At 40.1% G+C, this 24,970-nt stretch carries 25 protein-coding genes and 2 pseudogenes; 13 read left to right on the forward strand and 14 right to left on the reverse strand.

Going from position 1 to position 24,970, the window contains the following annotated elements; genetic code table 11:
* Positions 1–7: 7 nt before the first annotated feature.
* Positions 8–859, forward strand: a complete 852-nt coding sequence (gene kdsA, locus ACRWQM_RS03845) for a 3-deoxy-8-phosphooctulonate synthase (protein WP_226413771.1) — start codon at positions 8–10, stop codon at positions 857–859.
* Positions 860–942: 83 nt separating this feature from the next.
* Positions 943–1,814: pseudogene (locus ACRWQM_RS03850) on the forward strand (multidrug transporter).
* A 24-nt stretch (positions 1,815–1,838) separates the two neighbouring features.
* Here the strand turns inward: ACRWQM_RS03850 and ACRWQM_RS03855 are convergent.
* Both ACRWQM_RS03855 and ACRWQM_RS03860 read right to left on the reverse strand, forming a co-directional pair.
* Positions 1,839–2,786 carry a ketopantoate reductase family protein gene (locus ACRWQM_RS03855; RefSeq protein ID WP_434931319.1) on the reverse strand — a complete coding sequence of 316 codons (948 nt, stop codon included), beginning with the start codon at positions 2,784–2,786 and terminating at the stop codon, positions 1,839–1,841.
* 16 nt (positions 2,787–2,802) lie between these two features.
* On the reverse strand, positions 2,803–3,168 hold the full coding sequence (locus ACRWQM_RS03860; RefSeq protein WP_434931320.1) for a VanZ family protein: 366 nt from the start codon (positions 3,166–3,168) through the stop codon (positions 2,803–2,805).
* A 152-nt stretch (positions 3,169–3,320) separates the two neighbouring features.
* Between ACRWQM_RS03860 and ACRWQM_RS03865 the strand changes: the two genes are divergently transcribed.
* Both ACRWQM_RS03865 and ACRWQM_RS03870 read left to right on the forward strand, forming a co-directional pair.
* Positions 3,321–3,806: a YajQ family cyclic di-GMP-binding protein gene (locus ACRWQM_RS03865; RefSeq protein WP_226413779.1), complete on the forward strand. Its 486-nt coding sequence runs from the start codon at positions 3,321–3,323 to the stop codon at positions 3,804–3,806.
* Positions 3,807–4,129: 323 nt separating this feature from the next.
* Complete coding sequence (locus ACRWQM_RS03870) at positions 4,130–4,444, forward strand: hypothetical protein (RefSeq protein WP_434931321.1); 315 nt, start codon at positions 4,130–4,132, stop codon at positions 4,442–4,444.
* A 271-nt stretch (positions 4,445–4,715) separates the two neighbouring features.
* Here ACRWQM_RS03870 and ACRWQM_RS03875 read toward each other — a convergent pair whose 3' ends face one another.
* From ACRWQM_RS03875 to ACRWQM_RS03890, 4 genes are all read right to left on the reverse strand, one after another.
* Complete coding sequence (locus ACRWQM_RS03875) at positions 4,716–6,137, reverse strand: AmpG family muropeptide MFS transporter (RefSeq protein WP_434931323.1); 1,422 nt, start codon at positions 6,135–6,137, stop codon at positions 4,716–4,718.
* 131 nt (positions 6,138–6,268) lie between these two features.
* Positions 6,269–6,601, reverse strand: a complete 333-nt coding sequence (locus ACRWQM_RS03880; RefSeq protein ID WP_434931324.1) for a hypothetical protein — start codon at positions 6,599–6,601, stop codon at positions 6,269–6,271.
* A 314-nt stretch (positions 6,602–6,915) separates the two neighbouring features.
* The gene (locus ACRWQM_RS03885) at positions 6,916–7,515 is read right to left on the reverse strand and encodes a peptidylprolyl isomerase (RefSeq protein WP_434931325.1); all 600 of its coding nucleotides are present in this window, start codon (positions 7,513–7,515) and stop codon (positions 6,916–6,918) included.
* 49 nt (positions 7,516–7,564) lie between these two features.
* Positions 7,565–8,131 (reverse strand): YajG family lipoprotein, encoded by a 567-nt coding sequence (locus ACRWQM_RS03890; protein ID WP_434931326.1) that lies wholly within the window; start codon positions 8,129–8,131, stop codon positions 7,565–7,567.
* A 170-nt stretch (positions 8,132–8,301) separates the two neighbouring features.
* On the opposite strand from ACRWQM_RS03890, the gene ACRWQM_RS03895 reads away from it, so the two are divergent.
* The gene (locus tag ACRWQM_RS03895; protein WP_434931327.1) at positions 8,302–9,327 is read left to right on the forward strand and encodes a DUF2804 domain-containing protein; all 1,026 of its coding nucleotides are present in this window, start codon (positions 8,302–8,304) and stop codon (positions 9,325–9,327) included.
* Between the two features lie 38 nt (positions 9,328–9,365).
* The gene (locus ACRWQM_RS03900) at positions 9,366–10,268 is read left to right on the forward strand and encodes a sterol desaturase family protein (protein ID WP_434931328.1); all 903 of its coding nucleotides are present in this window, start codon (positions 9,366–9,368) and stop codon (positions 10,266–10,268) included.
* Here ACRWQM_RS03900 and ACRWQM_RS03905 read toward each other — a convergent pair.
* A complete protein-coding gene (locus ACRWQM_RS03905) occupies positions 10,258–11,391 on the reverse strand; it encodes a methyltransferase (RefSeq protein ID WP_434931329.1) in 1,134 nt (377 codons plus the stop codon). The two genes, ACRWQM_RS03900 and ACRWQM_RS03905, sit on opposite strands and share 11 nt — an antisense overlap.
* A 296-nt stretch (positions 11,392–11,687) precedes the next feature.
* On the opposite strand from ACRWQM_RS03905, the gene ACRWQM_RS03910 reads away from it, so the two are divergent.
* On the forward strand, positions 11,688–12,098 hold the full coding sequence (locus ACRWQM_RS03910; RefSeq protein WP_434931330.1) for a hypothetical protein: 411 nt from the start codon (positions 11,688–11,690) through the stop codon (positions 12,096–12,098).
* 92 nt (positions 12,099–12,190) lie between these two features.
* On the opposite strand, the gene ACRWQM_RS03915 is transcribed toward ACRWQM_RS03910, so the two are convergent.
* Both ACRWQM_RS03915 and ACRWQM_RS03920 read right to left on the reverse strand, forming a co-directional pair.
* Entirely contained in the window at positions 12,191–12,514 is a 324-nt protein-coding gene (locus ACRWQM_RS03915; protein ID WP_434932060.1) for a hypothetical protein, read from the reverse strand.
* A 72-nt stretch (positions 12,515–12,586) separates the two neighbouring features.
* Positions 12,587–12,682: pseudogene (locus ACRWQM_RS03920) on the reverse strand (prepilin-type N-terminal cleavage/methylation domain-containing protein); the annotation flags it as partial.
* Between the two features lie 224 nt (positions 12,683–12,906).
* On the opposite strand from ACRWQM_RS03920, the gene ACRWQM_RS03925 reads away from it, so the two are divergent.
* Positions 12,907–14,688 carry an ABC transporter transmembrane domain-containing protein gene (locus ACRWQM_RS03925; protein WP_434931974.1) on the forward strand — a complete coding sequence of 594 codons (1,782 nt, stop codon included), beginning with the start codon at positions 12,907–12,909 and terminating at the stop codon, positions 14,686–14,688.
* Positions 14,689–14,761: 73 nt separating this feature from the next.
* Here the strand turns inward: ACRWQM_RS03925 and ACRWQM_RS03930 are convergent, their stop codons facing one another.
* Positions 14,762–16,360, reverse strand: coding sequence for an AMP-binding protein (locus ACRWQM_RS03930; protein ID WP_434931331.1), 1,599 nt, complete (start codon positions 16,358–16,360; stop codon positions 14,762–14,764).
* 578 nt (positions 16,361–16,938) lie between these two features.
* On the opposite strand from ACRWQM_RS03930, the gene ACRWQM_RS03935 reads away from it, so the two are divergent.
* Positions 16,939–19,503, forward strand: a complete 2,565-nt coding sequence (locus tag ACRWQM_RS03935) for a TonB-dependent receptor plug domain-containing protein (RefSeq protein WP_434931332.1) — start codon at positions 16,939–16,941, stop codon at positions 19,501–19,503.
* A 95-nt stretch (positions 19,504–19,598) separates the two neighbouring features.
* Here the strand turns inward: ACRWQM_RS03935 and ACRWQM_RS03940 are convergent, their stop codons facing one another.
* On the reverse strand, positions 19,599–20,129 hold the full coding sequence (locus tag ACRWQM_RS03940; protein WP_434931333.1) for a thioredoxin family protein: 531 nt from the start codon (positions 20,127–20,129) through the stop codon (positions 19,599–19,601).
* A gap of 112 nt (positions 20,130–20,241) precedes the next feature.
* Here ACRWQM_RS03940 and ACRWQM_RS03945 point away from each other — a divergent pair, with 112 nt between their 5' ends.
* Positions 20,242–20,859 (forward strand): LysE family translocator, encoded by a 618-nt coding sequence (locus tag ACRWQM_RS03945; protein WP_226413808.1) that lies wholly within the window; start codon positions 20,242–20,244, stop codon positions 20,857–20,859.
* Positions 20,860–21,003: 144 nt separating this feature from the next.
* Here the strand turns inward: ACRWQM_RS03945 and ACRWQM_RS03950 are convergent, their stop codons facing one another.
* Both ACRWQM_RS03950 and ACRWQM_RS03955 read right to left on the reverse strand, forming a co-directional pair.
* Positions 21,004–21,372 carry a DUF3144 domain-containing protein gene (locus ACRWQM_RS03950; protein ID WP_434926938.1) on the reverse strand — a complete coding sequence of 123 codons (369 nt, stop codon included), beginning with the start codon at positions 21,370–21,372 and terminating at the stop codon, positions 21,004–21,006.
* A gap of 67 nt (positions 21,373–21,439) precedes the next feature.
* A complete protein-coding gene (locus ACRWQM_RS03955) occupies positions 21,440–21,982 on the reverse strand; it encodes a prepilin-type N-terminal cleavage/methylation domain-containing protein (RefSeq protein WP_434931334.1) in 543 nt (180 codons plus the stop codon).
* Between the two features lie 83 nt (positions 21,983–22,065).
* On the opposite strand from ACRWQM_RS03955, the gene ung reads away from it, so the two are divergent.
* Positions 22,066–22,731, forward strand: coding sequence for a uracil-DNA glycosylase (gene ung / locus ACRWQM_RS03960; RefSeq protein ID WP_434931335.1), 666 nt, complete (start codon positions 22,066–22,068; stop codon positions 22,729–22,731).
* Positions 22,732–22,796: 65 nt separating this feature from the next.
* Here ung and ispB read toward each other — a convergent pair whose 3' ends face one another.
* Positions 22,797–23,768, reverse strand: a complete 972-nt coding sequence (gene ispB / locus ACRWQM_RS03965) for an octaprenyl diphosphate synthase (RefSeq protein ID WP_434926935.1) — start codon at positions 23,766–23,768, stop codon at positions 22,797–22,799.
* A 554-nt stretch (positions 23,769–24,322) separates the two neighbouring features.
* On the opposite strand from ispB, the gene rplU reads away from it, so the two are divergent.
* The gene (gene rplU / locus ACRWQM_RS03970) at positions 24,323–24,634 is read left to right on the forward strand and encodes a 50S ribosomal protein L21 (RefSeq protein WP_226413818.1); all 312 of its coding nucleotides are present in this window, start codon (positions 24,323–24,325) and stop codon (positions 24,632–24,634) included.
* A 16-nt stretch (positions 24,635–24,650) separates the two neighbouring features.
* Positions 24,651–24,905, forward strand: a complete 255-nt coding sequence (rpmA, locus tag ACRWQM_RS03975; protein WP_006080527.1) for a 50S ribosomal protein L27 — start codon at positions 24,651–24,653, stop codon at positions 24,903–24,905.
* Positions 24,906–24,970: the final 65 nt, after the last annotated feature.

Below are 24,970 nucleotides of genomic sequence, written 5' to 3' on the forward strand. Positions count from 1 at the left end.
AGGTCAAATGAATCAAAAAATCATTGAATTAGCTAATGGCACTGAAGTAGCCAACGATAAACCATTTGTGTTATTTGGTGGCATGAATGTACTTGAATCGCGTGATTTAGCGATGTCGATAGCTGAACATTATGTCGAAGTAACCCAAAAGCTGGGTATTCCTTATGTGTTTAAAGCCTCTTTTGATAAAGCTAACCGTTCATCAGTGCATTCATATCGCGGTCCGGGTATGGAAGAGGGTTTGAAGATTTTTGAAGAAATCAAAAAAACCTTTAATGTACCAATTATTACTGATGTTCATGAAATCTACCAATGTAAGCCTGTGGCTGAAGTGGTTGACGTGATCCAATTACCTGCGTTTTTGGCTCGTCAAACTGACTTAGTTGTCGCAATGGCTGAAACCGGCGCTATCATTAATGTCAAAAAGCCGCAGTTTCTTGCGCCGCATGAAATGCGCCATATTGTGAAAAAGTTTAATGAAGCGGGCAATGACAACATTTTATTATGTGAGCGCGGCAGTTGTTTTGGCTATAACAACCTCGTTGTCGATATGCTGGGTATGGATGAAATGAAGCAATCTGGCTACCCAGTTATTTTTGATGCCACCCATGCTTTGCAACGCCCAGGTGGACGTAGTGATTCAGCCGGTGGACGCCGTGCACAGGCAACTGAACTTGCTAGAAGTGGTATGGCGTTGGGCATTGCGGGTTTATTTATTGAAGCGCATCCTGATCCAGATAATGCCATGTGTGATGGCCCTTGTGCTTTACCATTACATCAATTAGAAAATTATTTGAAACAAATTAAAGCGGTTGATGATCTCGTTAAATCGTTTGAATATATAGATACCAGTAAGTAGTTCATTTAAAACTGCCCTGTTTATCAGGGCTTTTTTATGGCTGTTTAATCGACTTTCATACAACTTTTATGGGGAAAGTAAGCATGTGGATTGCCTTTACTGTTCTTGCTGCATTTATGCAAGCGTGGCGCAATGCTTTTCAAAGTCAGTTAAGTCAAGATGTTAACATTGCCGGTGTCACGTTAGCGCGATTTATTTGGGCATGGCCTATCGCGTTAGTGTATTTATTGAGTTTGTATCAATGGCAACCGACTCATATTCCCGATTTTAATGTTGATTTTATCCAATTTATCGTCGGTGCATCCTTAATGCAAATCTTGGCCACAGGGTTAATGGTAAAGTTATTTAAAATGCAAAATTTTGCCGTTGGAGCAGGATTAGCAAAGAGCGAAGCGTTAGTTGCCGCAATACTAGGGGTATTTTTTTCGGTACTCAGTTAAGTTTATTGGGCTGGTTAGGTGTCATGGTTGGCGGGGTTGCCATTATGCTATTAAGTGCCAAACAAGGCTTTAAACAACTGTCGATAAAAACAGTTTTACTTGGGCTAGCCTGCGGTAGTGCTTTTGCATTAACTTCACTTTGGGTAAGAGAAGCGAGCTTACAACTTGATGCGCCATTCCCCCACGGTGCAGCCTGGGTATTATTGGCCGTTATCAGCCTACAAACGGCTATATTAGTGAGTTATTTACTTAGCTATGATAAAGCAACCTTAGTTGATTTATTTAAGCGACCTAAGCTAACGCTACTTATTAGTGTTACCAGCTGTATAGGCTCAATCGGTTGGTTTACGGCTATGTCTTTACAGGCCGTGCCTTATGTTAAAACATTAGGCCAAATAGAAGTGTTTTTTATGATGATCATCGCCAGTTTTTGGCTTAAACAAAAGGTCAAAATAAATGATATGTTAGGGTTATTATTAATCGCTGTTGCTGCGGTGTTAGTGATGTGGAGTTAGCTTGATTATGTGGCGCTTGTTTAGCTAAGTGGCATTTGACTGATTAGCATTTTCTAAGGCTTTAATGCTTTGCTGATTATTAACGTTAGCGGGCACGGCAATCTGATGTTGTGCAGCGCGCTCAACCACATAACCACTGATATAATCTATTTCAGTTTTTCGCTGTTGAAGAATATCTTGATACATAGATGAGATGTTATTGGCCGTTAGCGTAATGACCTTGTAGACCATCTCTAGGCTGGCGGGTAGCGATAACGATATACCATCAGCTTTAGCTACCTCGATACACTCTTCCACAATCTTGCGAATGTGCTTGGTAAAGCGATCCTCTGCCAACTGACCATTTTTGCATGAAAATATCGTCGTAAGTGGGTTAATCGCGCAATTTATGATTAACTTTTGCCATAATGCGGTAATGATATCGGTGTGCCATATCAGCTCAGGTATTGCCTGCGATAAGCAGTCTTTTAGCGATGTAGCTAATTTTTGCCCTTGGTAATGACCGATAGTTGTTTGGCCATTGCCTGTATGGGTAACCTGCCATTGTGCGTTTCTTAAAGCACCTTGCGATGTTGTGGCTAAACTTAGGCCCATTTTAGGGTAACCACAAAGATGCTTAGCGGCATTTAAGTGTGGACCCATTCCATTATGAAGCAAAATAAGATGACAATGACAGGCAAGCTTAGGTAATAAGTCGCAAAGAAGATTATTGACCTGATAGGCTTTAACGCAAATGATAACAAGATCTAGTTCCGCTAATTCTGAGCTATTTTGTCCAAGTACAGTAACAGTGCGATTTAGGCGTGATTGGGAGTGATCGGTAAATTGAAGTGTGCTCGAATGAGAGCTTGGCTCTCGACCAATTAAATAAACGGCAGTATCCGTTTGCGAGTTAGCTTGTGTCGCGATTAAATTGAACATTAATTGGCCGATAGCGCCAGCACCTATCACACCAATTTTTTGTGTCGTCATCAAAAGCACTCGTTAATTAAGGTTTAGCGCCTTTATCTTTCAGTTTTTTATACTGTAAAAAGCTGAAATGAAGCAAATAGAATAAAGCAATGCCGACAAAGTCAGCAATAACATCGCCTATAGAAGCACTGCGGTAAGGAAGCCTTGATTGAACCAGTTCAATCAATACCGCATAGCTGGCCAATATACCGAACAAGTAATACCATTTGGGTTTAAAGGCATAGTGGGCAAGAAAAGCGAGACCAAAAAAGCTGCCTAAATGACCGACTTTGTCCATATGCTGAAAAGACTGTGAATAGTTCGGCTTAGAAAATACTAAGTAGCTTGTTACTACAACAGCTATTAATAATGCCAATTTAAAAGCATTTCGATAATTGATCACAAGTGTTACATCTGCCTTGAGGCTTATCTAAATTTGCCCCATGATAAGAAAACTACCGATTAAAGTCATCTATATTCCACTGTTATATCGCCAAAACTGAACATTTTGCGTTAAAATAGCCTAAATACCTCAAGCTTTATTAAAGGATCCCCATGCCATCAATGGATATCGTGTCAGAAGTTGACGAAGAAGAACTACGTAACGCGGTAGAAAATTCTCGCCGCGAAGTATCAGGCCGTTTTGACTTACGTGGAAAAGAGATCGATATTGATTTGAAAGACAATGTCGTGACTTTAAAATCAGAAGATGATTTTATCTGTAAGCAGTTAGTCGATATATTACGGATGCAGCTGAGTAAGCGAAATGTTGATCCTTCATCAATGGAAGTTGACGATAAATCGGTTCACAGCGGTAAAACCTTCAGTTTAAAAGTTAATTTTAAGCAGGGTATTGATTCATTAGTGGCTAAGAAATTGGTCAAAGCCATTAAAGATAGCAAGCTTAAAGTCCAAGCTGCTATTCAAGGTGATTCTGTGCGTATTACCGGTAAAAAGCGTGATGACCTGCAAGCTGTTATGCGCCTAGCCAGAGAGTCGGAACTTGGCCAACCATTCCAGTTCAATAACTTCAGAGATTAATTCTGGGTGTTAATAAAAAAACCGACATTTATGTCGGTTTTTTTATTGTCACATATGAGCATTAGGTAAGTGAAAATTTAATAAACAGGAAGGTGCTATTTATTTGTTATTGAACTAAAATGAATTCTTTATTAAATAGTTGTCTTTATTAAGCTAAAGATTAAATAACAGAGTATTCATGGATGAAAATAATACATTTATCACTATGGTCATTATTTCTATATTTATGCCTTCTTCCGTCATCGTTTGCAGTTGATTTAGATATAAAAACGGATAAATGGAAAACATTAGACTTTCCTAACAGGTTTCCTCAGGCCTTCGTTGTGTCAAACGAGTTATCTCCTTTATATTTTGAGACCGGTGAAAATTCAGATGAGCTGGGAGAATTCCTAATCAATTTGAACAAAAGCAAAGTCGATATCGACATAGATGCAGATGATGCCTTAAAAATAACTAAGTTGATGGGTATGCTTGATCAAGTGTTAGGTGAAGAAGAGTTAGTCCTAAATAAAAACTACATAATTAATGTTTCAGTGAGTAAACTTTTTAATTGTGTTCCTTGTACTGAGCAATTGAATTATTTGAGTACACTTGAACTAGATAAATTCAATAGAATCAACATATTTTTGATTGAATGATATTGAACTAATTGCTAAACGCGATCGTTATGACAGAAATGTTTGTAGGCTCGACAGCCGATAAAGGAAACTCTATCGGCTTTTTTAACCTTTGTAGACAATCAAATCGAGTGGAGCGAACTTAACAAAGTCCGCAATATACTCAAAACTCTAAGTTATTAGAATAGTTGTCTGTATTTGCGAATTTCATCATGATTAGCATTACCTAAAATGGATTCCGTTTTTAGCTTCTTCATAATCTATATTTAAACATCATTTAGGCAGTGAACGACTAAAGTGGCGGCTTATCAACACCTGACGACTCATTACTAGAAGCATCTGTCGGTATGGAGGCTATATTTGCATTTTGCGACCGATTTACCAGTACCACGAGTAACAACACCGGGAAACCAATCAGACTAGCGGCAATAAAAAAGTTAACGTAGCCAAAAGCATTGACATACTCGCCTGAAAACCCTGCAATAAATTTTGGGAATAAGATCATAATAGAAGACAATAATGCATATTGGGTTGCGCTATAGCCGCTACTGGTTAAGTTGGAGAGATAGGCAATAAAGGCCGCGGTAGCAATACCTGCGCTGAAGTTGTCGATAGAAATCGCGAAGGTTAAAAAGGGCACGTTGTAACCAATATAGGCCTGCCATGCAAACAGCAAGTTAGTCACCGCAACTAAGAGTGCACCTAAAAATAGAATACGCATGGTGCCATATTTCATCACCAGAATACCGCCAGCACCTGCGCCGACTAATGTCATAATTAAGCCGTAAACCTTGCTTAAAAAAGCTATTTCTTCTTTGCTAAATCCCATGTCAACATAAAATACGTTGGCCATCACGCCCATCACAATGTCGGAAATTCGGTAACAGGAAATCAGCAATAAAATTAGGATAGCTTTTTTACCATATCGTTTAAAAAAGTCGATAAAAGGCAAGATGCAGGCGTTGTAAACCCATGCAAAACCTTTGGCAAGCAAAGGCGGATAACGCTTGGCAAAATCTTGCTGTAATTTCAGTTCGATTGCATCAGCGGCTTTTGTGTCAACTTCAGGCTCTTTAGCAAATAATGTGGTGATTAAGCCAACACTCATAAAAAGCGCCATAACAAAGTAAGCTGTTTGCCAAGATTCAAGGTTGTAGGTCTGGCTATCTGGAGAGATCCAAGCGGCAATAGTTAAGGCCCCCGCGGTAGCAACAATCATAGCGCTGCGATAACCCATTTGGTAAGCTGCGGCTAATGCGGCTTGCATTTTCTCTGGGGCAGATTCAATTCTAAATGCATCAATAACAATATCTTGGGTAGCAGAGGCGAAAGCGAGTAGCAGGGCGCAAATAGCTAAGCGTTCAAGATCTTCAATAGGATCGCTTGTCGATAGGCCAATAATAGCGCCAATTAAACACAATTGAGCGAAGATCATCCAGCCTCTTCGGCGGCCAAAAAAAGCGGTAAATAGTGGTAAAGTCATCCGATCAACTAAAGGCGACCAAGCCCACTTGAAAGCGAAGGTTAGTCCTATCCAGCTAAAATAGCCTATAGCAGCCCTGTCAACACCAGCTTCCCTTAACCAAAAGCTCAAAGTTGAATATACCAACATTAAAGGCAAACCGGCGGAGAACCCGAGAAATAATAGGATCAGTACCCGTTTGTGATAGTAAACGGAAAAAAGGTCACGACAACGGTTTAATATATCTGACATGGATGCTGGATTAATGAGGCGATGGGGCTAGCTTAAGGCCTGGACTGAAATGGTTCAAGCCATTGATTATGAAATTAGCTTAAATCAATGGCTCGACTGCTGGAATTAACCATAAATATTCATTTACATGATTAAGGTCGAACACCGATGCAACTTTGAGGAAACGTGCCACCAATATTAATATAGTCACAGCATTCATTAACCTGACTGCGCAGGAACATATCACCCCGCAACGCCCAATCAGGCCATTTGTCAAAGCAGTGTAATAGATGCCAAAACACTTTTTCAGTGTCCGTTTGTGGGCATTCCACGGCAGGTGTTATTTCTGTTAAATGTTGCCACTCCTCGAGTACATCCCACATATAGAGTTGAATTTCTTTGTATTCGAGTTGGTTGCTTAAAAAAGCTTTTCCATAATATGCCAGTTGGGGAGCTTTGGTTTCAATAAAATCGTTAGCTGTCATAAAACGTCCTTGAAAATGAATGCATAAAGAAACAGCATTTGGAGTATATTTTAGAGTATAGACGCAAAGCTCTAAAACGGTAGCTAGGTACAGCAGAATTAATGTTTGTTACAAAATAGATTATTAATGATTTATTTTAATATGTTGCAGTAAATGCTGTTGGTTTGGTCTGTTTATTTCAACAAATAAAACTGAAGTGTGGCTTAATTTGGTCGATAACGCGCTTTATAAATAAAACGCGTTATCACAAATACCCTTTATATGTTGTCGACAAGCCTGGTAAGAAGCCGATGATCAGCAGTTGAAGGAGTAAACTAACGAGCTTGTAATGTCGCTTTTTTAAGAATGACTTTATTTACTGGCACATCTGGCCAATTTAGAGTGGTATTTTGCTCTGTTGGCACTAACGAAATGGCTTCTAACACATCCATCCCTTCAATAACTTCACCAAACACGGCATATCCCCAGCGACGTTTAGATGGGTCGAGTTTTTTGTTATCGGCAACATTAAAGTAAAACTGACTATTAGCAGAGTGCGGATCGTTATCACGTGCCATAGCGATAGTGCCTAAGCCATTTGATAGACCATTGCCTGACTCGTTCACCACAGACGCCATTGTTGGCAGTTCTTCTAATGCAGTGGTAACTCCGCCGCCTTGCACAACAAATTCAGCAATGACACGATGAAATAAAGTGCCGTTATATTCACCTTTTACAACATAGGTTAAAAAATTATCGACTGTACGTGGGGCGCGAGTGCGGTCGAGCTCAATGACTATGTTACCCATAGAGGTTTCTAAGGTGACTTTGGGATAAAGCGTATCGGGTTGAATATCGACAGTAGCTTGGGCGCTAAAGGTCGTTAATAACAATATAGACACGGCAGTGGTAACTGAACGAAATTTCGAAAACATGAATATTCCTTCTTTTTTAAAAAATCTATCTATCAACTTTTGGGTATATTTAGTTATTTAAAAATTGATGTAATTCATCATCGTTTAGAATTTCAGTGGTTAACTTATCAATCAGTTTGTTCATTTCCAGCTCTAACGTGGCGAAATCAGGACTGAATGAGTCTTTAAAATAACCGTTACCACTGAAGCTTTTGGTAAATTCTTGACGTGAATTCGACGCTTTAACATTGATCACTAAACGTGTTTTCGCTTCGTAATTTAAGGTGTTATTGATGACATTAGTGAGCAAATATTCTAGTTGAAATTCGACCTGCTTACTGGCAGCAGGATCGACCACATAACCAGCTTTACGCATTCCTGCTCTAAAAATGGTATCAAGCTGCGCTCGAATCGGTTCACTTGAGCCCACTAATTTGGGTGCCTCAGGGGCCTGGTCAAGTTGAACAATAAAGCTTTTTGAGCGGGTATCAAGCATCTCGATGCTGATAGCTGTATCATTAGTTGTGTGTAAACCGACAGCTCCAAGAGCTGGGTTTAATGCAATATGAGTTGGCTCGTGGCTAGCACAAGCAGTTAATAACAAGATACTTAATAAAGCAGGGATCATTTTTTTCATGGTGATACTTAAAAATCATTGTGTTGATAGATTATAGCGAAAGGATAACAGAAAACGAGCGTTTTAACATGGCTGGCATCGTGTTGGGTAAATGATTTATCTTGGTTGACAATCTGATTTTATCAGGTCAATTTAGCAGTCATAATAATGTTAAATAATATGGACCCAGTATGCAGCTTGTTCAGCCGCAATTTGCCCCTGAAAGTTTAATTGGCCATGACGGGCAACCTGTTTTTGGTTTATTTGATGGAAGTGTTAAAAACTTAAATGTGAAAGCCTTTAAGTATTTTAATGAAATGGATAAGCCCGCCTCGTTTGTTGCAAAGTATTTTGATTTTAAACAATTTCAATTTGTCAGCATTGTGACTCAGCGTTATATATTAGGTTTGGCAATTGCTGATATTCGCTACGCTGCTTCCAGTTTTTGTTATTTATACGACATTCAAGCTAACCGCTTGGTGCAATCTGAATGGCTAAGGCCTTTTGGGATTGGGTGTCGATTAAGTGCATCTGCTAGTAAGGGCTCTGCAAAAGTGGGCAGTAAGCAGCATCATTTTGAATTTGATATTAAAGATGGTCAGTGGCAGGTCAATATTCTATTAACTAATATTCAAGCCAAGCTAGTTTTGTCGCCACCTGCATTAAGTTTGCCGCTCAGCTTGTCTACACCGACCGGTTATAATGGTTGGACATATACCCAAAAACATAATGCCTTGGCGGTGTCTGGCGAGCTAACTGTTTTCAATGAGCCGCAACCTTTACTTAATGCTTTGGCCAGTTATGATTTTTCAGCAGGTTATATGCGGGCTAAAACAGCATGGCGCTGGGCTTCAATTAATGCGTTAACCTCCCAAGGGGCCATAGGATTAAATTTGGCTGCGGGTGTTAATGAAACCGGTAATACTGAAAATGTTATGTGGATAAATGGTCAACGTCACTTTTTAGGTGCTGCGAACTTTATTTTTAACCGTCAGATTAGTGATGATTTTTGGCAGATATCGACTAATGATGGTCAAGTCGATTTGACTTTTAGGGCACTCAATTGCCGTAAAGAAAAGCTTAACCTTGGTTTTATAAAGAATAATTTTCGTCAATATATAGGTTATTACAGCGGGATATTGATTGATAATGATGGCACAAAGTATCACTTACACAATCAACTAGGGTTAGCGGAAGACCACTTTGCAAAATGGTAGTGATCGTTCACACATTAAGTTATAACACGGACAATTAGATGAATTTTGAATGGTTAATATCTCATCCTGAAGTGCTGCTATTAGCACTTGCACCGCTATTTTTTGTATGCATTTTACTCGAATGGCTGGTTCGAAACCGTTTACCTGTCAACGCTCAATATCATGGTGTTGAAGTGGCGTGTAACTTTGCCTTAGCGGCAATGCATCAGGCTACTGATTTATTGGCCGGGTTACTCATCGCAAAACTGTATTTATGGCTATTTGATTGGCGCATGTTCGATATTCAAATGACGGTGGTGAGTTTTATTGCGCTGATTATTGCCCAAGACTTTTGCTATTACTGGTTTCATCGTGCCAGTCATCGTATTCGTTGGATGTGGGCGGCGCATGTGGTGCACCATAGCTCGGAGAATATGAACTTTAGTACCGCTTTTAGACAAAGTTTAATGTATCCATTGGCGGGTATGTGGCTATTTTGGTTGCCTTTGGTTGTGATCGGTTTTGATCCTAACTGGATAGTATTTGTGGTGTTGTTAAACTTAGGTTTGCAGTTTTTTGTGCACACTCAAGCAGTGAAATCTTTAGGGTTTATGGAGTATATATTTAATACCCCTTCACATCATCGCGTACACCATGGCCGTAACCCGCAGTATATTGATAAAAATTACGCCGGAGTATTGATTATTTGGGATAAGCTTTTTGGCACGTTTGAACCCGAAGTGGATACGGTTGAATACGGTATCACTAAACCAGTAAACAGTTTTAATCCGTTAACGGTAACCTTTGCAGAGTGGCGTGATTTGCTAGCAGATGTGAGTCAGCCCCATTTAACTTGGCGGCAGAAAATTGCACTGCTATTGTCACCGCCGCAAGCGAGTAACACCATAGAAAATAGTGGTTCAGATAACAACAACCTTGTAGATGAAAAGACTACTGTTTAATTGCATGTAAAATAACGAATTTATCATTTGATGCAATGGTTGTGCAGTTTTTGAAAATGCGTTTTATTTTGACGTGATACTCTAAATGTCGATTACCTACTACGTGTAATACGCCGCCGGTTGCCAGTTTGCGATAGGCGTCTAAAAACATTTGCCAAGCAATATGGTCGGTAATCGCTTCACCTTGGTGAAATGGGGGATTACATAGGACTAAATCAGGCTCAACATCACCCAGATTGGTCAAACAGTCATCCCAATGAAACGTTGCTTTAGCGTTAAGTTTATTGGCACTAAAGTTAACGCGGCTAGATTCAACCGCCATTTCAGAATCATCAACAAAATGGATATTAGCATTAGGATAAAGCTGCGCAGCTCGTAGCCCTAAAATGCCATTGCCACAGCCTAAATCGACAATGGTATGATACTGACCTTGTGGCATGTTATCTAACATGAAGCGCGCGCCGATATCGAGTTTGTTGGCGGCAAAAACATTAGTCATATTATTAATGCTTAAGCCTAATTCAGCCACCTCCCAACTCACGTCTTGCGGCAAGGCTCTAGTTAAACCATCTGCTATACAAGAAATTACGCGGGTTTTCTTCCAGGTTAAACTGGCTGATGCAGGGCCTAAATTTTTGCTAATCACATCAATAATCGATTTGTTAATCGACTTTGCTTTAGCGCTAATCAACACTTCAACGCCCTGTGGTAACACGTGCGATAACCGCTGTAATTGATGGGCAAAATAGCTGAGGTTTTTGGGCAACTTCATCAACACTAGTTGGATGTTACGTGGCAGTAACTCTCGGCTATTAAAGTACTCAATATACTTTGCATTAAGGTGATTGTCCGACAGGTTTTGCTGTGCGCCCAAAAGACTTGTTTTTGCGTCTGTTTCAATCACTAATGGCCAGTGATCATTTATAGCGGTTAATGCACACTGTAACGCTCCAAAACTGTCATTGATGATGGCAGTATTAACCGGCTTTTGCTGGTTTTCAATAAGGTGCTTTATCAGGTGTTCATCGCTAGCATCCCAGGCCTGCAGATTAGATTCTTGCTTTTTAGGATAACGAAATAAGGTGAGTTCGATACCTTGGCAGGAAAATTGGCTGGTTGTCATTGATGTTACCCAAAAGTGAATGCATTAAAGCTGTTAATTATCGCAGTTAAGGCGTGTGATTGAAATCACTGGTTTGTATATTATATCAAACTGACTCTTACTATGGCTGATTGTGCGTGTTGCTGGTGCTCATGTCATGGTGTGCAGCACTGTGGAAAGTGAGTTTGCTACCTTAGTTATCTATTAATTGCTATCAAGTGCTAGGCCTTAGTACAAATGGCTGGTGTCGATATGATTGTATTTAAGCCTTTGACTGAGTAACATCTGCTAAAACGTAATGCATATAAAGGATTGATATGAAAGGTGCTGGTGGAACATCTGGGGGAATAGGGTCATTTTTTATTGGCTTAATTATGATGAGTGGTGGCTTTTATATGCTGCTCAAGGCGATTAAAGTCACCAGCTCATTTGGCCTTAGCCAAAGTTTATATAATGTAAGCGGTATGAACTTCACCAGCGGGATGATTATGATCCCCTTTATGTTTGGTGTGGGGTTAATGTTTTACAATGCTAAAAATATCTTTGGCTGGATATTGACCTTTGGCTCATTAGTAGGGTTAATTTTTGGGGTGATTAGTTCTATTAATTTCCGCTTCAGCCATATGAGCGCATTTGATTTAATTGTTATTCTGGTGCTGAGTGTCGGTGGTTTAGGTATTTTTCTTCGCTCGCTTAAAACGATTGAAAAACGCTATCCAGAAGCATGATATGTTAAGTGAGCGAGCGTTAACGTTTATAATAATAGACTCATTTTACTGAGCTGCTAGCAAGCAGTGTCAATAAGTCTACCAAGTACTCATTAACAACCTGTCGTCTCTACGTCAATAATTGGCCGGCCACTGACAGAAACTGCTTGCCTGTACCGCAAGTAGCAAGCCGCGACGCCCGCATCTTCTGCAATTTTACCGTGCCAGTAAATCCAAGCACCAGAATAAATACTAGGGCGTTTTTTCCAATCTCCACTGGGGACATCCATCAGTAAGTCGATACCAGATGCTGTGCCATCTGGATAACCATAAGCCAGCTTAACAGCAACTCCATCAATATTAATTGTATTTGTCGCCAGTTTTTCAACGCCAGCAATCGCGGCTTTTGAGTAAGTTAACGTTGCAGCTGTCTGCATCGCACTTTCCATACCTGCCATAGTTGAGATTATGGCATCACGTCGAAAATTAATAAATTTACTTGAGGCAATAATGGCTAATATAGCCAAAATTAAGATGACCACGACCAATTCTATTAGGGTGAATCCACGTGATAGTTTGAATGCATTGTTGGGGCTATAGTTCATATTTTCTGGGTCGAATTAGATTTATGAATGGTCAGAATGTATGTTAGCTAACAGTGTAACAGTCATTATCATTCGATGGCTATACAGTGGATATGGATAATACATCCACAATACTACGATTTATTGGTAGTATCGTATCATCTTAATTTGTTATGTAGGTTATTACAGTGACAAAATCCACGGCAGATAATGCTCCTGTTACTCCTTCAGAGAGTGGCACTCCTTTGATATCCACTAGTGCATTATCGACATCAAATACTACTTATAGCGTACTACCTTGGATCCTCGATTTTCTAAAACCTTATAAAGTGAAAGTGTTTGCTGCGATAGTCTTCCTATTCATCGGTTCACTTGCTTGGTTATCTTTAGGTCAGGGAGTGAAGTTAATGGTGGATGAGGGCTTTATTGCCGACAACGCCGACCGATTAAATCAGATTATGTTATTTATTGTCGGTATTACTATTATCAGTGCTAGTGCTGTTTTCTGTCGATTCTACTTAATGACCTGGTTGGGTGAGCGGGTCAGTGCAGATATTCGTTTAAGGGTTTATTCGCATTTGTTGACCTTGTCACCGGCTTTTTTTGCCTCGCAACGCACCGGAGAGGTTATTTCTCGTTTTACTGCTGACAGCACCTTGATACAAAGCGTTGTAGGGTCAAGTTTGTCGATGGCACTAAGGTCAGCGGTGACAGTTATTGGCGGCATTGTGATGATGGGTTTTACCTCGGTTAAATTAACTGGATTAGTATTACTCGCTGTACCGTTAGTGCTAGGGCCGGTGGCCTTTTTTGGCAATAAAGTCAGACGATTATCGCGTGAGAGCCAAGATAGAGTTGGGGATTTAGGCGCTTATATTGACGAAACCTTGCATGAAATACATACGGTGCAAGCTTATACCCATGAGTCACAGGATAAAGCGGCTTTTACCGAACGTGTCGAGTCGGTGATGAGTGTGGCTAAAGGGCGGATTAAGTATCGCGCGTTATTGATTGCCACTGTGATGTTTTTAAGTATTTCAGCGATTGCTTTTGTGACCTGGGTTGGTGCGCAGGACGTGATGTCTGGCAGTATATCTGCCGGTGAATTATCGGCCTTTATGTTCTATGCCGTTATGGTAGCTGGAGCGGTTGCAACCATCAGTGAAGTGTTCAGTGAAATTCAGCGTGCTTCAGGAGCGACAGAACGTTTAATTGAATTAAGCCTAGCGCCAGTTGATATCGTTCAACTAGCGATACCAGAGCAATTAAAAGGTAAGACTCATGGTGCATTATCATTGTCGGAGTTAGTGTTTACTTACCCTGCAGAGACTAATATTGATGTGATTAATCATTTAAGCGTCGACATTCAAGCCGGTGAACGGGTCGCTTTAGTTGGACCCAGTGGAGCAGGTAAGAGTACTTTATTTGAATTACTGCTGCGCTTTTATCAGCCCAAGTCAGGTTCGATATCGCTAGATGGTATTGATATAGCTAACTTGTCTTTACATCAATTACGCCAGCAGTTTGCCCTAGTGCCACAAGAGTCGGTGATTTTTGCCAGTAGTGTGTTTGAAAATGTGCGCTACGGGCGAATTGATGCGACAGAGGAAGAGGTTAAGCAAGCATGTATTGCTGCTAAGGCCGACGAGTTTATCGTTGATTTCCCTGAAGGTTATAATACCTATTTAGGTGAGCGCGGCGTACGTTTATCCGGAGGGCAAAAACAACGTATTGCAATTGCTAGAGCAATATTAGCCGATAGACCCGTGTTGTTATTAGATGAAGCAACCAGTGCTTTGGATGCGGTCAGTGAGGTGAAAGTAAAACAAGCTTTAGAGACATTAATGGCGGATCGCACCACACTGATAATTGCCCATAGGTTGGCAACGGTTATTAACGCTGATCGTATTTTAGTACTCGATAAAGGCCAGCTTGTCGCATCAGGAACGCATAATCAATTAATGCAATCGAGTGAGTTATATCGAGAATTTGCCAGTTTGCAATTACTGACTGAGCAGCCAGAGTGATCAGATTTGAGTTAAATCGTTCCCCAATAAAAAAGATGTCTGGGCATGTTTTTTTATTGGGGATTAGTGTTGGTTACTTACGTAATTCTCTGCGTAAAATTTTACCAACAGTACTTTTAGGTAATTGGGCGGTGAACTCAATAATACGAGGTACTTTATAGGCGGTAAGCTGAGTACGACAATATTGCTTAATCGATTCTTTGGCTGCTTCGCTATCTTGATCGGGATCTTTTAATACAATTACCGCTTTTACTGCTTCTCCGGAATGATCGTTTGCGACACCTACCACGGCACATTCCATAATAAGTTCATGTCCAGAAAGGACATCTTCCACTTCATTTGGGTAAACATTAAAGCCGGATACAATGATCATGTCTTTTTTACGATCAACGATAGTGTGGTAACCATCCTCTGTTGCTATCGCTATATCACCTGTTTTGAAATAGCCATCTTGAGTCATTACGTTAGCTGTTTCTTGTGGTTTATTCCAATATCCAGACATAACCTGGGGGCCACTTACAGCGAGTTCACCGGCTGTGCCAATTTCCACTTCGTTATCGTTCATGTCTAAGATTTTAATTTTGGTGTCTAAAACAGGCTTTCCGATAGTACCTAAGCGTTGATGTCCTGGCGCATTTAAACTGACAACTGGAGAGGTCTCTGACAAGCCGTAACCCTCAGATATCATGCAACCGGTAGTCTGTTGCCATAAATTGGCAGCAGCGCTCGTTAGCGCTGTTCCGCCGGAAATGGTAATGGTCATATGACTAAAATCGAGCGCTTTAAACTCTGGCTGGTGGCATAAGCCAATAAATAAGGTGTTAAGGCCAGCAAATCCTGTAAAAGGATAAGCTTTCATGGTGTTGATTAATCCAGCTATATCCCGAGGATTAGGGATTAATACTGAGCACCCACCTGATTCAAAATACAGCACTAAGTTAACCATAAAAGCGTAGATATGATAAATCGGCAACGGCGCAACAAAGATATCTTCGCCTTCGGTCATGGTGCTGGCAATTCTTGACTTAACTTGCCCTGAGTTAGCCAACAAATTGCGATGGGTTAGCATGGCGCCTTTTGATAATCCAGTTGTGCCGCCTGTGTATTGTAAGGCAATTAAGTCTGTTTGGTTAGGCTTTACTGGGGTAAATATGTGCTCGCGACCTTGAGATAATAATGTATTAAATTCAATATTGTTGATGGCTGTTTGGGGTTGATCTTGTGGCGCGATCATATCCAGCGCGTGGGTGGAGATGACGTATTCAATGGTAGTAGATTTGACCACGTTTTCTAAGGTGGGCAGTAAGTCTGATAATACCACTAAAGCTTTAGCGCCAGAGTCATTATATTGATGAATTAACTCTCGTTCCGTATACAGTGGGTTAGTGTTCACTATAACAAAACCACTCCGAATAATACCGTAAGCGGCAATGACAAACTGAGTGATATTAGGTAACTGAACGGCGATACGATCACCTGGCTTCAAATTTGTGCAGTTTTGCAAGTATGCTGCAAAGTCACGCGAAAGCTGTTCAACCTCGGTAAAGGTGATGTTTTTGCCTAGGCAAGCATATGCTGTTTTATTACCAAACTTGGCGCAGCTTTGTTCAATCAAATCAACAATAGATTTGTAGCAGCTTAGGTCGAGAGTTGAGTCAGCATCATATGCCATGGTATTCACCTTTATTAGTTTTATATTTATGCCGATTATATCGGTAGGTTAATAATCAAACGAGTGTTTAGATTAGAGCGCTTTTAGATAGTAGGTCAATGAAAACTTACTTTAGTCATAAAGTGGCAACTTATTTATCTATGCTGATGTATTTAAGAATATTTGCTCTATTGTGCGTTTATTAGATTAGTTCACTAGATTTGGTAAATCTTGCTGCATTGACATACAAATACACAGTTTATTCAGTGAGTATAAATGGTTAAATATTAGCACTGGCTTAATTGTAAATTTTAATTTCCAGTGTATTTAATTGGTTTTTTTATAAAAAAATTGATTTATTTTTAATTCAGACAAAACCCTTTTAAAGCAGTATCTTACACCTTGTTTTCGGGTTTTTGCTCGAAAAAGACTGCTTTTTAGCACATTAATTGCTAATAAATGTTGGCAATTGTGCTGGTGTTGTTATAAAAATGTAGCTGAGATGATGGTAATTCATTTTGGGAGAGACGATTTCTTTATACAGGGAGTATTAGGAAGTGGTTATCAAACAATAAAATAATAATGACTGAGAATATAAAATGACTATTAACAATAAAAGAAAATTTGGCAAAAACTCATTGAGTTTAGCTGTTTCTATCGCATTATCCGGTTCTTTATTAAGCGCTCAAGTGTATGCAGCAGATGAAGAAGTTGTTGAACAAAAAGTTGAGAAGATGGCCGTAATTGGCTCACGTTCAGCCCCTCGCTCAGTGGGTGAATCCCCAGTCCCTATTGATATTATTAGCAGTGATGATTTAAAGAAGAATGGTTCAACAGACATGATTGACATGTTGGTGACATCAGTGCCTTCTTTCAACTCACGTGCCCAGCCTATTAGCGACGCGGCAACACTTGTTCGTCCAGTTAATTTACGTGGTTTACCTTCAGACAGTACTTTGGTTTTAGTTAATGGTAAACGTCGTCACCGCGCATCGGTTATTGCTTTCCAAGGCGGCGGAGTTAACGACGGCGCCCAAGGCCCTGATATTTCAGTTATTCCAAGTGCGGCATTAAAGCAAGTTGAAGTGTTACGTGACGGCGCTGCTGCGCAGTACGGATCTGATGCGATCGCTGGTGTAATGAACTTTGTGTTAAAAGATAGCGCTGAAGGTGGCTCTATTTCAGCAACCCAAGGCCAGTATTATGAAGGTGATGGCACATCAACGACTATTGATGCTAACGTTGGCTTACCGTTAACAGACGATGGTTTTGTTAATTTAACCGCTCAGTATAAAACTGCTGATGCAACAAGTCGTAGTGTGCAACGTTTTGATGCAGCAGCTATTTCAGCTGCTGGTAATACAGATATTCCAAACCCAGCACAAACTTGGGGTAACCCAGAAATTAAAGATGATTACACTATCTTCATTAATTCTGGATTTGATATAAATGACAAACACAGTCTTTATGCCTTTGGTAACGTGTCTTCACGTGATGCAGTAGGTGGCTTCTATTACCGTAACCCACACAACCGTGGTTCTGTTTATTCAAACGATGGCGGTGAAACTTTATTAGTAGGTGATGTCGGTTTAGCTGAAACCGGCATTGCATCATGTTCTTGGGTAGGTAACGTTGCTGCAAATGTCCCGAACGTATTAAACACTGCAGATTACCAGTCGATGGTTGCTGACCCAAACTGTTTTTCTATGAACCAAGTGCGACCAGGCGGATACACACCACAGTTTGCCGGTACTATTGAAGATATGTCATTCTTCGCTGGTGTTAAAGGTGAAGTTGCTGATTGGGACTATGATGCAAGTGCGGGGACAGGGTCTAACAAGTCAACTTTTAGTTTACGTAACTCATTAAACCCATCATTAGGTTTAGCGACGCCAACTGACTTTGAAACAGGTGCTTATGAGCAAGTTGAGACTACGGTTAACCTAGATTTCTCACGCTTATTTGATGTTTTTGAAGGGCTAAATTTCGCAACTGGTGTTGAGTGGCGTGAAGAGTCATTTGAAATTACTGCAGGTGAACAAGCATCTTGGGAAGCAGGTCCTTATGCTTCACAGGGCTTTAACATAGGCTCGCACGGATTTAAAGGCTTTGGTCCTGAATCCGCGGGTAAAAATGATCGCAGCAATATCGGTGTTTACGCTGATGCAGAAGCCTATTTAGGTGAGAAATGGTTAGTTGGCGCAGCACTGCGTTATGAAGACTTTTCAACCTTTGGTGATACGCTAAATTACAAGCTAACTGCACAATATTCGGCTACCGATGATTTAGCCTTCCGTGCCTCACACAGTACGGGGTTCCGTGCACCGACAGTGGGTCAAGAAAACGTTGTTAACACACAAACTTCAATTGTTAACGGCGATTTGATTCAATCATTCATTGCGCCTCCAACGGATCCATTAGCCGCTTACTACGGTGGTAAAGTGCTAACTCCTGAAGAGTCTGTTAGTTATGCTTTAGGTGCTGTTTATCAAAGTGGTGATTTCTTCTTAACAGTTGATTATTACACGATTGAAGTAACAGGGCGTATTGCTCAATCAAGCCAAATTGATGTTGAAGCGGCAGATTATGATGACCTACGAGATCTAGGTGTTGAGTTTCCAGAGTTAATTTCTGCAGTAACTTATTATACCAATGACTTTGATACAACAACTCAGGGTGTTGATATTGTTGGTTCATATGATACTGAGTTGTTAGCTGGTGACACTAAGTTCAGCTTAGCCTATGGTTGGACTGACACTAATGTTGATAAATTTAATGAAGAAACCACTGATGCTGGTAAGGTTCGCCGTTTAGAAGATGGTATTCCTGCACATCGTGCCACATTAACTTGGGGTCAAAACTGGGATGAGTTAAGCATGAATTTACGTGCTAACTACTTCGGTGAGTACTATGCAACGCATGCTGATGATACGTCTGATTGGGGTTCTGAAATAGCCAGTTCAGCAGTAACATTTGACTTAGAGGTGAGCTACACCGTTATGGATAGCCTGACCTTCTCGGTAGGTGCAAATAACATATTTGACCAAGAAGCGCAGAAGCTTAAAGATGGTACTTTAGGTGAACTAGGTGGTGTTTATTACGAAAGTGGTCCATTTGACTACAATGGTGGTTACTACTACGGTAAAGTTAATTACCGTTTCTAGAAACAACTTAAGGGCTTAATCAATTTCAGCCCTTAAATAATAACCAATAAAAAGACTGCCTAGGCAGTCTTTTTTGTACCTATTATGTTTTAACATCACTTCATGATGTCTAAAGCCTGATAAACATGCCTGATTTCAAGTACTTTAGGCAGCTCTATTCCTTCTGGGTAGGCTGGACCATAAACTTTGTTGTAAGGTGTACCTGCAGCGCCTTGAATACCCATATACTGTTCAATGACTGTATCAGCCTCAGACCAATTCCCCTGCATTAAAATAATGTTATCGGTCATTAGGGTATTAACTACTTGTTCGCGATGAAGCACATTGGCTTTATTTGCTTGGCAAGGAACACACCAATCAGCTGTTATATCGACAAAAACAGTAAAGCCTTGCTCAACATAAGGAGCTATTTTTTCTGGCGCAAGTGGTTGCCAATGAAGGTTTTTATATGCTTGATAGTTTTCGCCTTTATTAACAAAGGCGATAATGCTGGCAAGACAAAGCGCTAGGCCGCCTAAAACGAAAATAACCGCCATAGGGATAGCTTTGCCTTTAAACTTTGCGAACAATAAACCCGCAATCGCTAACATTAACGATATAAGTAACAATGAAGCAATAATAGACATAGTGATGCTTAATAAAGTGAACTTATAAATAGCATATCAAGATTTACTTAATTTGGTGTTAATGTTCGCAGTAACAATGCAATAGTTTATATAAGAATAAGTAAGGGAAAGTATGAGTTTTACGACTTGGTTAGGGTTGCTGGCCATTTGTTGCCTAGGGGCAATGTCACCAGGGCCGAGCTTGGCTATGGTGGTTAGGCATACATTAGGTGGCAGTCGCTTACACGGTATTGTGTGTGCTTGGGCGCATTCGATTGGTATAGGGATTTATGCTTTAGTGACCTTATTAGGGCTTGCTGTTGTGCTTAGGGCATCGCCATTATTATTTAATGCGATTGCGATTGTCGGAGCCTTGTATTTGGCTTGGATTGGTATTCAGGCTTTGCGCTCTAAAGGTGGTATGCAGCAAAAACTCGCCGCTGGAAACAAAACTAGTTTATTGGTTGCTGCACGTGACGGCTTGGCCATTTCATTATTTAACCCCAAAATTTTATTGTTCTTTTTGGCGTTATTTAGTCAGTTCGTATTAGCTGCAGAGACAATATCAGGGCAAACATTGATTGTACTAACCCCTTTAGTGATTGATGGCCTTTGGTACACCTTGATTGCGATTATATTATCGCATTCCGCAATATTGCCTAAGCTACGTGAAAAAGCAGTATGGATTGATAGGGTGTCTGGAGTGGTGCTAATTGCGCTTGCTGGGCGGGTTATTTTTACATTGATATAAAGATTTTCAGTATAGGCCTCAGTGTCAAGATAACTGTGCGCGTTACATTTTTAACCTGTATGCACATATGAAAGAATGCTTACACTTTGAAATTATAAGTAATGCCATCTAGTTTAGAGATGGCATTATTTTTAATCCAATGATCTAGTTTTTGAAAACTTGCACACTGTCATCTTTTGCGGGTTCGTTTTCAGCTTTGGAGATTGGTGGGTGCTTAATGTGATCGTCTAAGTTTTCATTTAGCATGAGTTTATACTCATTGGCAAACCAAGCTAACGCATTGTCTTTTTCTGCTGCTAGATCAGAAGACTTTATTGCTGCTTCAAATGCATTATAGCGAGATGCTGCATAACGCAATGCTGTACCCACTTTACCAATATCATTTTCTGTTTGACCGATTTGATTGGCTAAAGCGATAAATTGATCCGCTAGTTGATATATAGTCGTAGCGCTTTGTGTTTCAGAACTTGGTGTTTCAGAAGCGACGTTTTGAGATGCAGATTGTTCAGTCATAATGCTCACTTAAGGTGTTAGTAAAATAATGAGTGTATCGAGTTTAACAGCGAAATTCAGTTTAAATTTAGCTATTAGGATCCGAATCTGTGATGACCTGCCCATTACGGGAATCATAATAAATCGAAAGTGTATTTAATTTATTGTAGAAGAAACGACATTGGTCAGGGTTGATATAGGTGACTCTGTATTCAAATGCTGTTGAGTTTACATTGGTTGAAACACTAGGTGCGTCCTGCAAAATAGTGTTCCAAACAGAAATACAGTCGTTAGTGTTATTGAGTCGAGGTGAACTTTCAAATGGTGGGTAATTTTGAGCTGGGTATCCCCATAGATTTATATCAAGCTGTCCAGCAACACCAGCATTTTCATATATTTGTAAATTGTCCGCAGGACCAGAGTTTCCCATAGAAGCCCATTTGAGATGTGCAAGGCTAATGCCTGATGAAAATGCGCCACCTGTACCTTTGACATTTGATACATGGGCATCTTGTTGTAGGTTGATAAACTTAGGCAAAGCTGTGACAGCAAGAATAGCTAAAATAATAATAACAATGACTAATTCTATTAAGGTAAAACCTTGCTGCTGTTGAGTTGCTTTAAATTTCATAATACTTAATAAACGATTTACAATATCAGTACTTTAAAGTAGCTGATATAAATTAGCAATTTACTCCTAAAAAGTTAAGGATAATGAAAGTGAAAAGTTGGCCTATATTTATCGAGAATGAACAACAACAGGATTACTTTATTCGGTTAAATCAATTTCTGTCTGAGCAGCAATCGATGAACAAAGTCATCTTTCCTCCAAAGGCTGATATTTATCGTGCTTTTGAATTAACGCCAGTTGAAAAGGTGAAAGTGGTGGTGATAGGTCAAGACCCCTATCATGGCGAAGGGCAAGCCCATGGGTTAGCCTTTTCAGTTAAATCTGGCGTGAAGGTACCACCGTCACTAGCCAATATTTACAAAGAGTTAGCACAAGATATAGCGGGTTTTTCAATACCATCACACGGTGATTTAACCCATTGGGCTGAGCAAGGCTTGTTAATGTTAAATACGGTTTTAACGGTAGAAAAATCTTTGGCGCATTCACATGCTAAGGCTGGGTGGGAAGTGTTTACCGATCATGTGTTAGATTATCTTAACAGCTTACCTCAGCCACTGATATTCGTACTGTGGGGCAGCCATGCTATTAAGAAGGGACGTCTAATTACCCATGAACATCATACTATTTTAAGTGGTCCTCATCCGTCTCCATTATCGGCATATCGTGGTTTTTTTGGATGCGGTCATTTCTCCAAAATAAATCAACAGCTTATTAAAAATGGCCTCAAACCGATTGATTGGCAGGTGTAAAAAAGCAGTAACAAGGGGTGTTACTGCTTTTTAAAACAACTTAGTGTACGTTAGTTAAACATAACCTAGTGCTTACGGTTTACTGATAAGTGGGCAAGGGCAATAAGCGCTTGTTTATAATCTGTATCTGGTAATACGATCAACGCATCAATGGCTTTTTGTGCTTCTTCTTCAGCCCTTTTTTGCGTGTATTCAAGCGCACCTGATTTGTTTAAGGCGGCCACTATCTCATCAATTGCCTGGGTGCCGTCACCTTTTTCTATGGCCATTTTTATTAACGCTTTGGCGGTATCATCACCATGCACCATTGCATAGATTAAGGGTAATGTAGGTTTACCTTCCGCTAAGTCATCGCCAATATTTTTACCTAGCTCACCCGTTTCTGCCGTGTAGTCGAGTAAATCATCGGTTAATTGAAATGCTGTACCTAAATACTTACCGTAATCACCAAGTGCTTGTTGCCATTCAGTTGGGGAGCCTGCTAATACACCTGCCAGTAATGTCGCTGCCTCAAACAGCTTTGCTGTTTTACAGTAAATGACACGCATATAGTTAGCTTCAGTGGTTTCGGGGTCATTACAATTCATTAGTTGCAGCACTTCCCCTTCAGCCAACACATTGGTTGTATCAGCCAGAACCTTTAGTACATGCATACTGTCGAGTTCAGTCATCATCTGAAAAGAGCGGGTATAGAGAAAGTCTCCAACCAATACACTCGCACTGTTTCCAAATAGTGCATTAGCTGTTTCGCGGCCGCGACGTAATGTTGATTCATCGACGACATCATCATGCAGTAGTGATGCAGTATGAATAAATTCAATAATAGCGGCTAATTTAACATGTAACTTACCTTGGTAATCTACAGATCTTGCTGCAAGAATTGACAGTAAAGGACGCAGACGTTTTCCGCCACCATTTATAATGTAGAAGCCTAGTTGGTTAATTAGGGCTACATCAGATTCAAGTTGCTTATAAATAAGTTGGTCGACAGATTGCATATCTGAGTCTGCCAACAGACGAATGGCGGTTAAATCCATAATACTCTCTAATTTATTGTGGAAGACGTTAACTGTCTTTCTATTTGGTGCGCATCTGGGGTCATATCTTACAGGAGAAACGCGCTGATTTTCAAAGTTGTTGTTACTAATTTTTAAACTTGTTATGACTTATTCTCAATTTCTAAAATCTATGTCGGTGCAAATTTTTTAGTTACTTCATTAATACAAAGGAAAATCCCTGATCTAATATGCTGTAAGAGCAAATGAGTCAGTGCTTTTCAAGATAAATTTAGGTAAAATCATTTCAAAATCCGGTGAAGATAACACAGGAAGATTTTAGCGCTACTTTTAAACTAATAGAATGAGTATTTTTGCGTGGTAGTTAAGGCAATTGTACTTAATGTTTATACAATATTACAGTTTGTAACAGTGAATATTGTGCAGTAGTAACGGCTTTTTAATTTGAACCTGAATTAACGCTTGCCAGTATGAAATTCTTCGCGTAGAATCCGCGCCCATTGTCATTAAAAGTTTTTTAGCACCTATTCTCGTAAGATCGAGTTAGTGTGTTAGTCATTTGGAGTGAAATAGCTATGTACGCTGTTTTTCAAAGTGGCGGAAAGCAACATCGTGTTGCTGAAGGTCATACAGTTCGTCTAGAAAAAATTGAAGTTGCTACCGGTGAAACGATTGAGTTTGATCAAGTTCTATTGGTTGCTGATGGTGAGAACGTTCACGTTGGTGCTCCATTAGTTGCTGGTGGTAAAGTTGTTGCTCAAGTGGTTAGCCACGGACGCGGTGAAAAGATTACTATTCAAAAGTTTAATCGCCGTAAGCATCACGAAAAGAAAACCGGCCACCGTCAGTGGTTCACTGAAGTTAAAATCACTGCGATTAGCGCATAATTTAGGAGTCTAACTCATGGCACATAAAAAAGCTGGCGGTTCTACTCGTAACGGCCGCGATTCAGAAAGTAAACGTCTTGGTGTTAAGCGCTTTGGCGGTGAATCAGTTTTAGCAGGTAACATTATTGTTCGTCAACGTGGTACTAAATTCCACGCTGGTGTAAATGTAGGTATCGGTCGCGACCATACTTTATTTGCTCTAACTGACGGCAAAGTTAAATTTGAAGTTAAAGGTGCTAATAACCGTAAGTTTATTAGTATCGAAGCTTAATTTTTTAACTAAGCTAAAATCTAAAGCCCTGCCTCTGGTAGGGCTTTTGTGTTTTTGTTATTGAT

The organism is Shewanella sp. HL-SH5, assembly GCF_051163755.1.
Classification (GTDB): domain Bacteria; phylum Pseudomonadota; class Gammaproteobacteria; order Enterobacterales; family Shewanellaceae; genus Shewanella; species Shewanella glacialimarina.

What these genes read in the sequence shown, in the direction of transcription:
- kdsA (WP_226413771.1), top strand. Translation starts at nt 8, where the DNA reads ATGAATCAAAAAATCATTGAATTAGCTAATGGCACTGAAGTAGCCAAC.
- ACRWQM_RS03855 (WP_434931319.1), bottom strand. Translation starts at nt 2,786, where the DNA reads ATGACGACACAAAAAATTGGTGTGATAGGTGCTGGCGCTATCGGCCAA.
- ACRWQM_RS03865 (WP_226413779.1), top strand. Translation starts at nt 3,321, where the DNA reads ATGCCATCAATGGATATCGTGTCAGAAGTTGACGAAGAAGAACTACGT.
- ACRWQM_RS03875 (WP_434931323.1), bottom strand. Translation starts at nt 6,137, where the DNA reads ATGTCAGATATATTAAACCGTTGTCGTGACCTTTTTTCCGTTTACTAT.
- ACRWQM_RS03880 (WP_434931324.1), bottom strand. Translation starts at nt 6,601, where the DNA reads ATGACAGCTAACGATTTTATTGAAACCAAAGCTCCCCAACTGGCATAT.
- ACRWQM_RS03885 (WP_434931325.1), bottom strand. Translation starts at nt 7,515, where the DNA reads ATGTTTTCGAAATTTCGTTCAGTTACCACTGCCGTGTCTATATTGTTA.
- ACRWQM_RS03890 (WP_434931326.1), bottom strand. Translation starts at nt 8,131, where the DNA reads ATGAAAAAAATGATCCCTGCTTTATTAAGTATCTTGTTATTAACTGCT.
- ACRWQM_RS03895 (WP_434931327.1), top strand. Translation starts at nt 8,302, where the DNA reads ATGCAGCTTGTTCAGCCGCAATTTGCCCCTGAAAGTTTAATTGGCCAT.
- ACRWQM_RS03900 (WP_434931328.1), top strand. Translation starts at nt 9,366, where the DNA reads ATGAATTTTGAATGGTTAATATCTCATCCTGAAGTGCTGCTATTAGCA.
- ACRWQM_RS03905 (WP_434931329.1), bottom strand. Translation starts at nt 11,391, where the DNA reads ATGACAACCAGCCAATTTTCCTGCCAAGGTATCGAACTCACCTTATTT.
- ACRWQM_RS03910 (WP_434931330.1), top strand. Translation starts at nt 11,688, where the DNA reads ATGAAAGGTGCTGGTGGAACATCTGGGGGAATAGGGTCATTTTTTATT.
- ACRWQM_RS03915 (WP_434932060.1), bottom strand. Translation starts at nt 12,514, where the DNA reads ATGCAGACAGCTGCAACGTTAACTTACTCAAAAGCCGCGATTGCTGGC.
- ACRWQM_RS03930 (WP_434931331.1), bottom strand. Translation starts at nt 16,360, where the DNA reads ATGGCATATGATGCTGACTCAACTCTCGACCTAAGCTGCTACAAATCT.
- ACRWQM_RS03935 (WP_434931332.1), top strand. Translation starts at nt 16,939, where the DNA reads ATGACTATTAACAATAAAAGAAAATTTGGCAAAAACTCATTGAGTTTA.
- ACRWQM_RS03940 (WP_434931333.1), bottom strand. Translation starts at nt 20,129, where the DNA reads ATGTCTATTATTGCTTCATTGTTACTTATATCGTTAATGTTAGCGATT.
- ACRWQM_RS03945 (WP_226413808.1), top strand. Translation starts at nt 20,242, where the DNA reads ATGAGTTTTACGACTTGGTTAGGGTTGCTGGCCATTTGTTGCCTAGGG.
- ACRWQM_RS03950 (WP_434926938.1), bottom strand. Translation starts at nt 21,372, where the DNA reads ATGACTGAACAATCTGCATCTCAAAACGTCGCTTCTGAAACACCAAGT.
- ACRWQM_RS03955 (WP_434931334.1), bottom strand. Translation starts at nt 21,982, where the DNA reads ATGAAATTTAAAGCAACTCAACAGCAGCAAGGTTTTACCTTAATAGAA.
- ung (WP_434931335.1), top strand. Translation starts at nt 22,066, where the DNA reads ATGAAAGTGAAAAGTTGGCCTATATTTATCGAGAATGAACAACAACAG.
- ispB (WP_434926935.1), bottom strand. Translation starts at nt 23,768, where the DNA reads ATGGATTTAACCGCCATTCGTCTGTTGGCAGACTCAGATATGCAATCT.
- rplU (WP_226413818.1), top strand. Translation starts at nt 24,323, where the DNA reads ATGTACGCTGTTTTTCAAAGTGGCGGAAAGCAACATCGTGTTGCTGAA.
- rpmA (WP_006080527.1), top strand. Translation starts at nt 24,651, where the DNA reads ATGGCACATAAAAAAGCTGGCGGTTCTACTCGTAACGGCCGCGATTCA.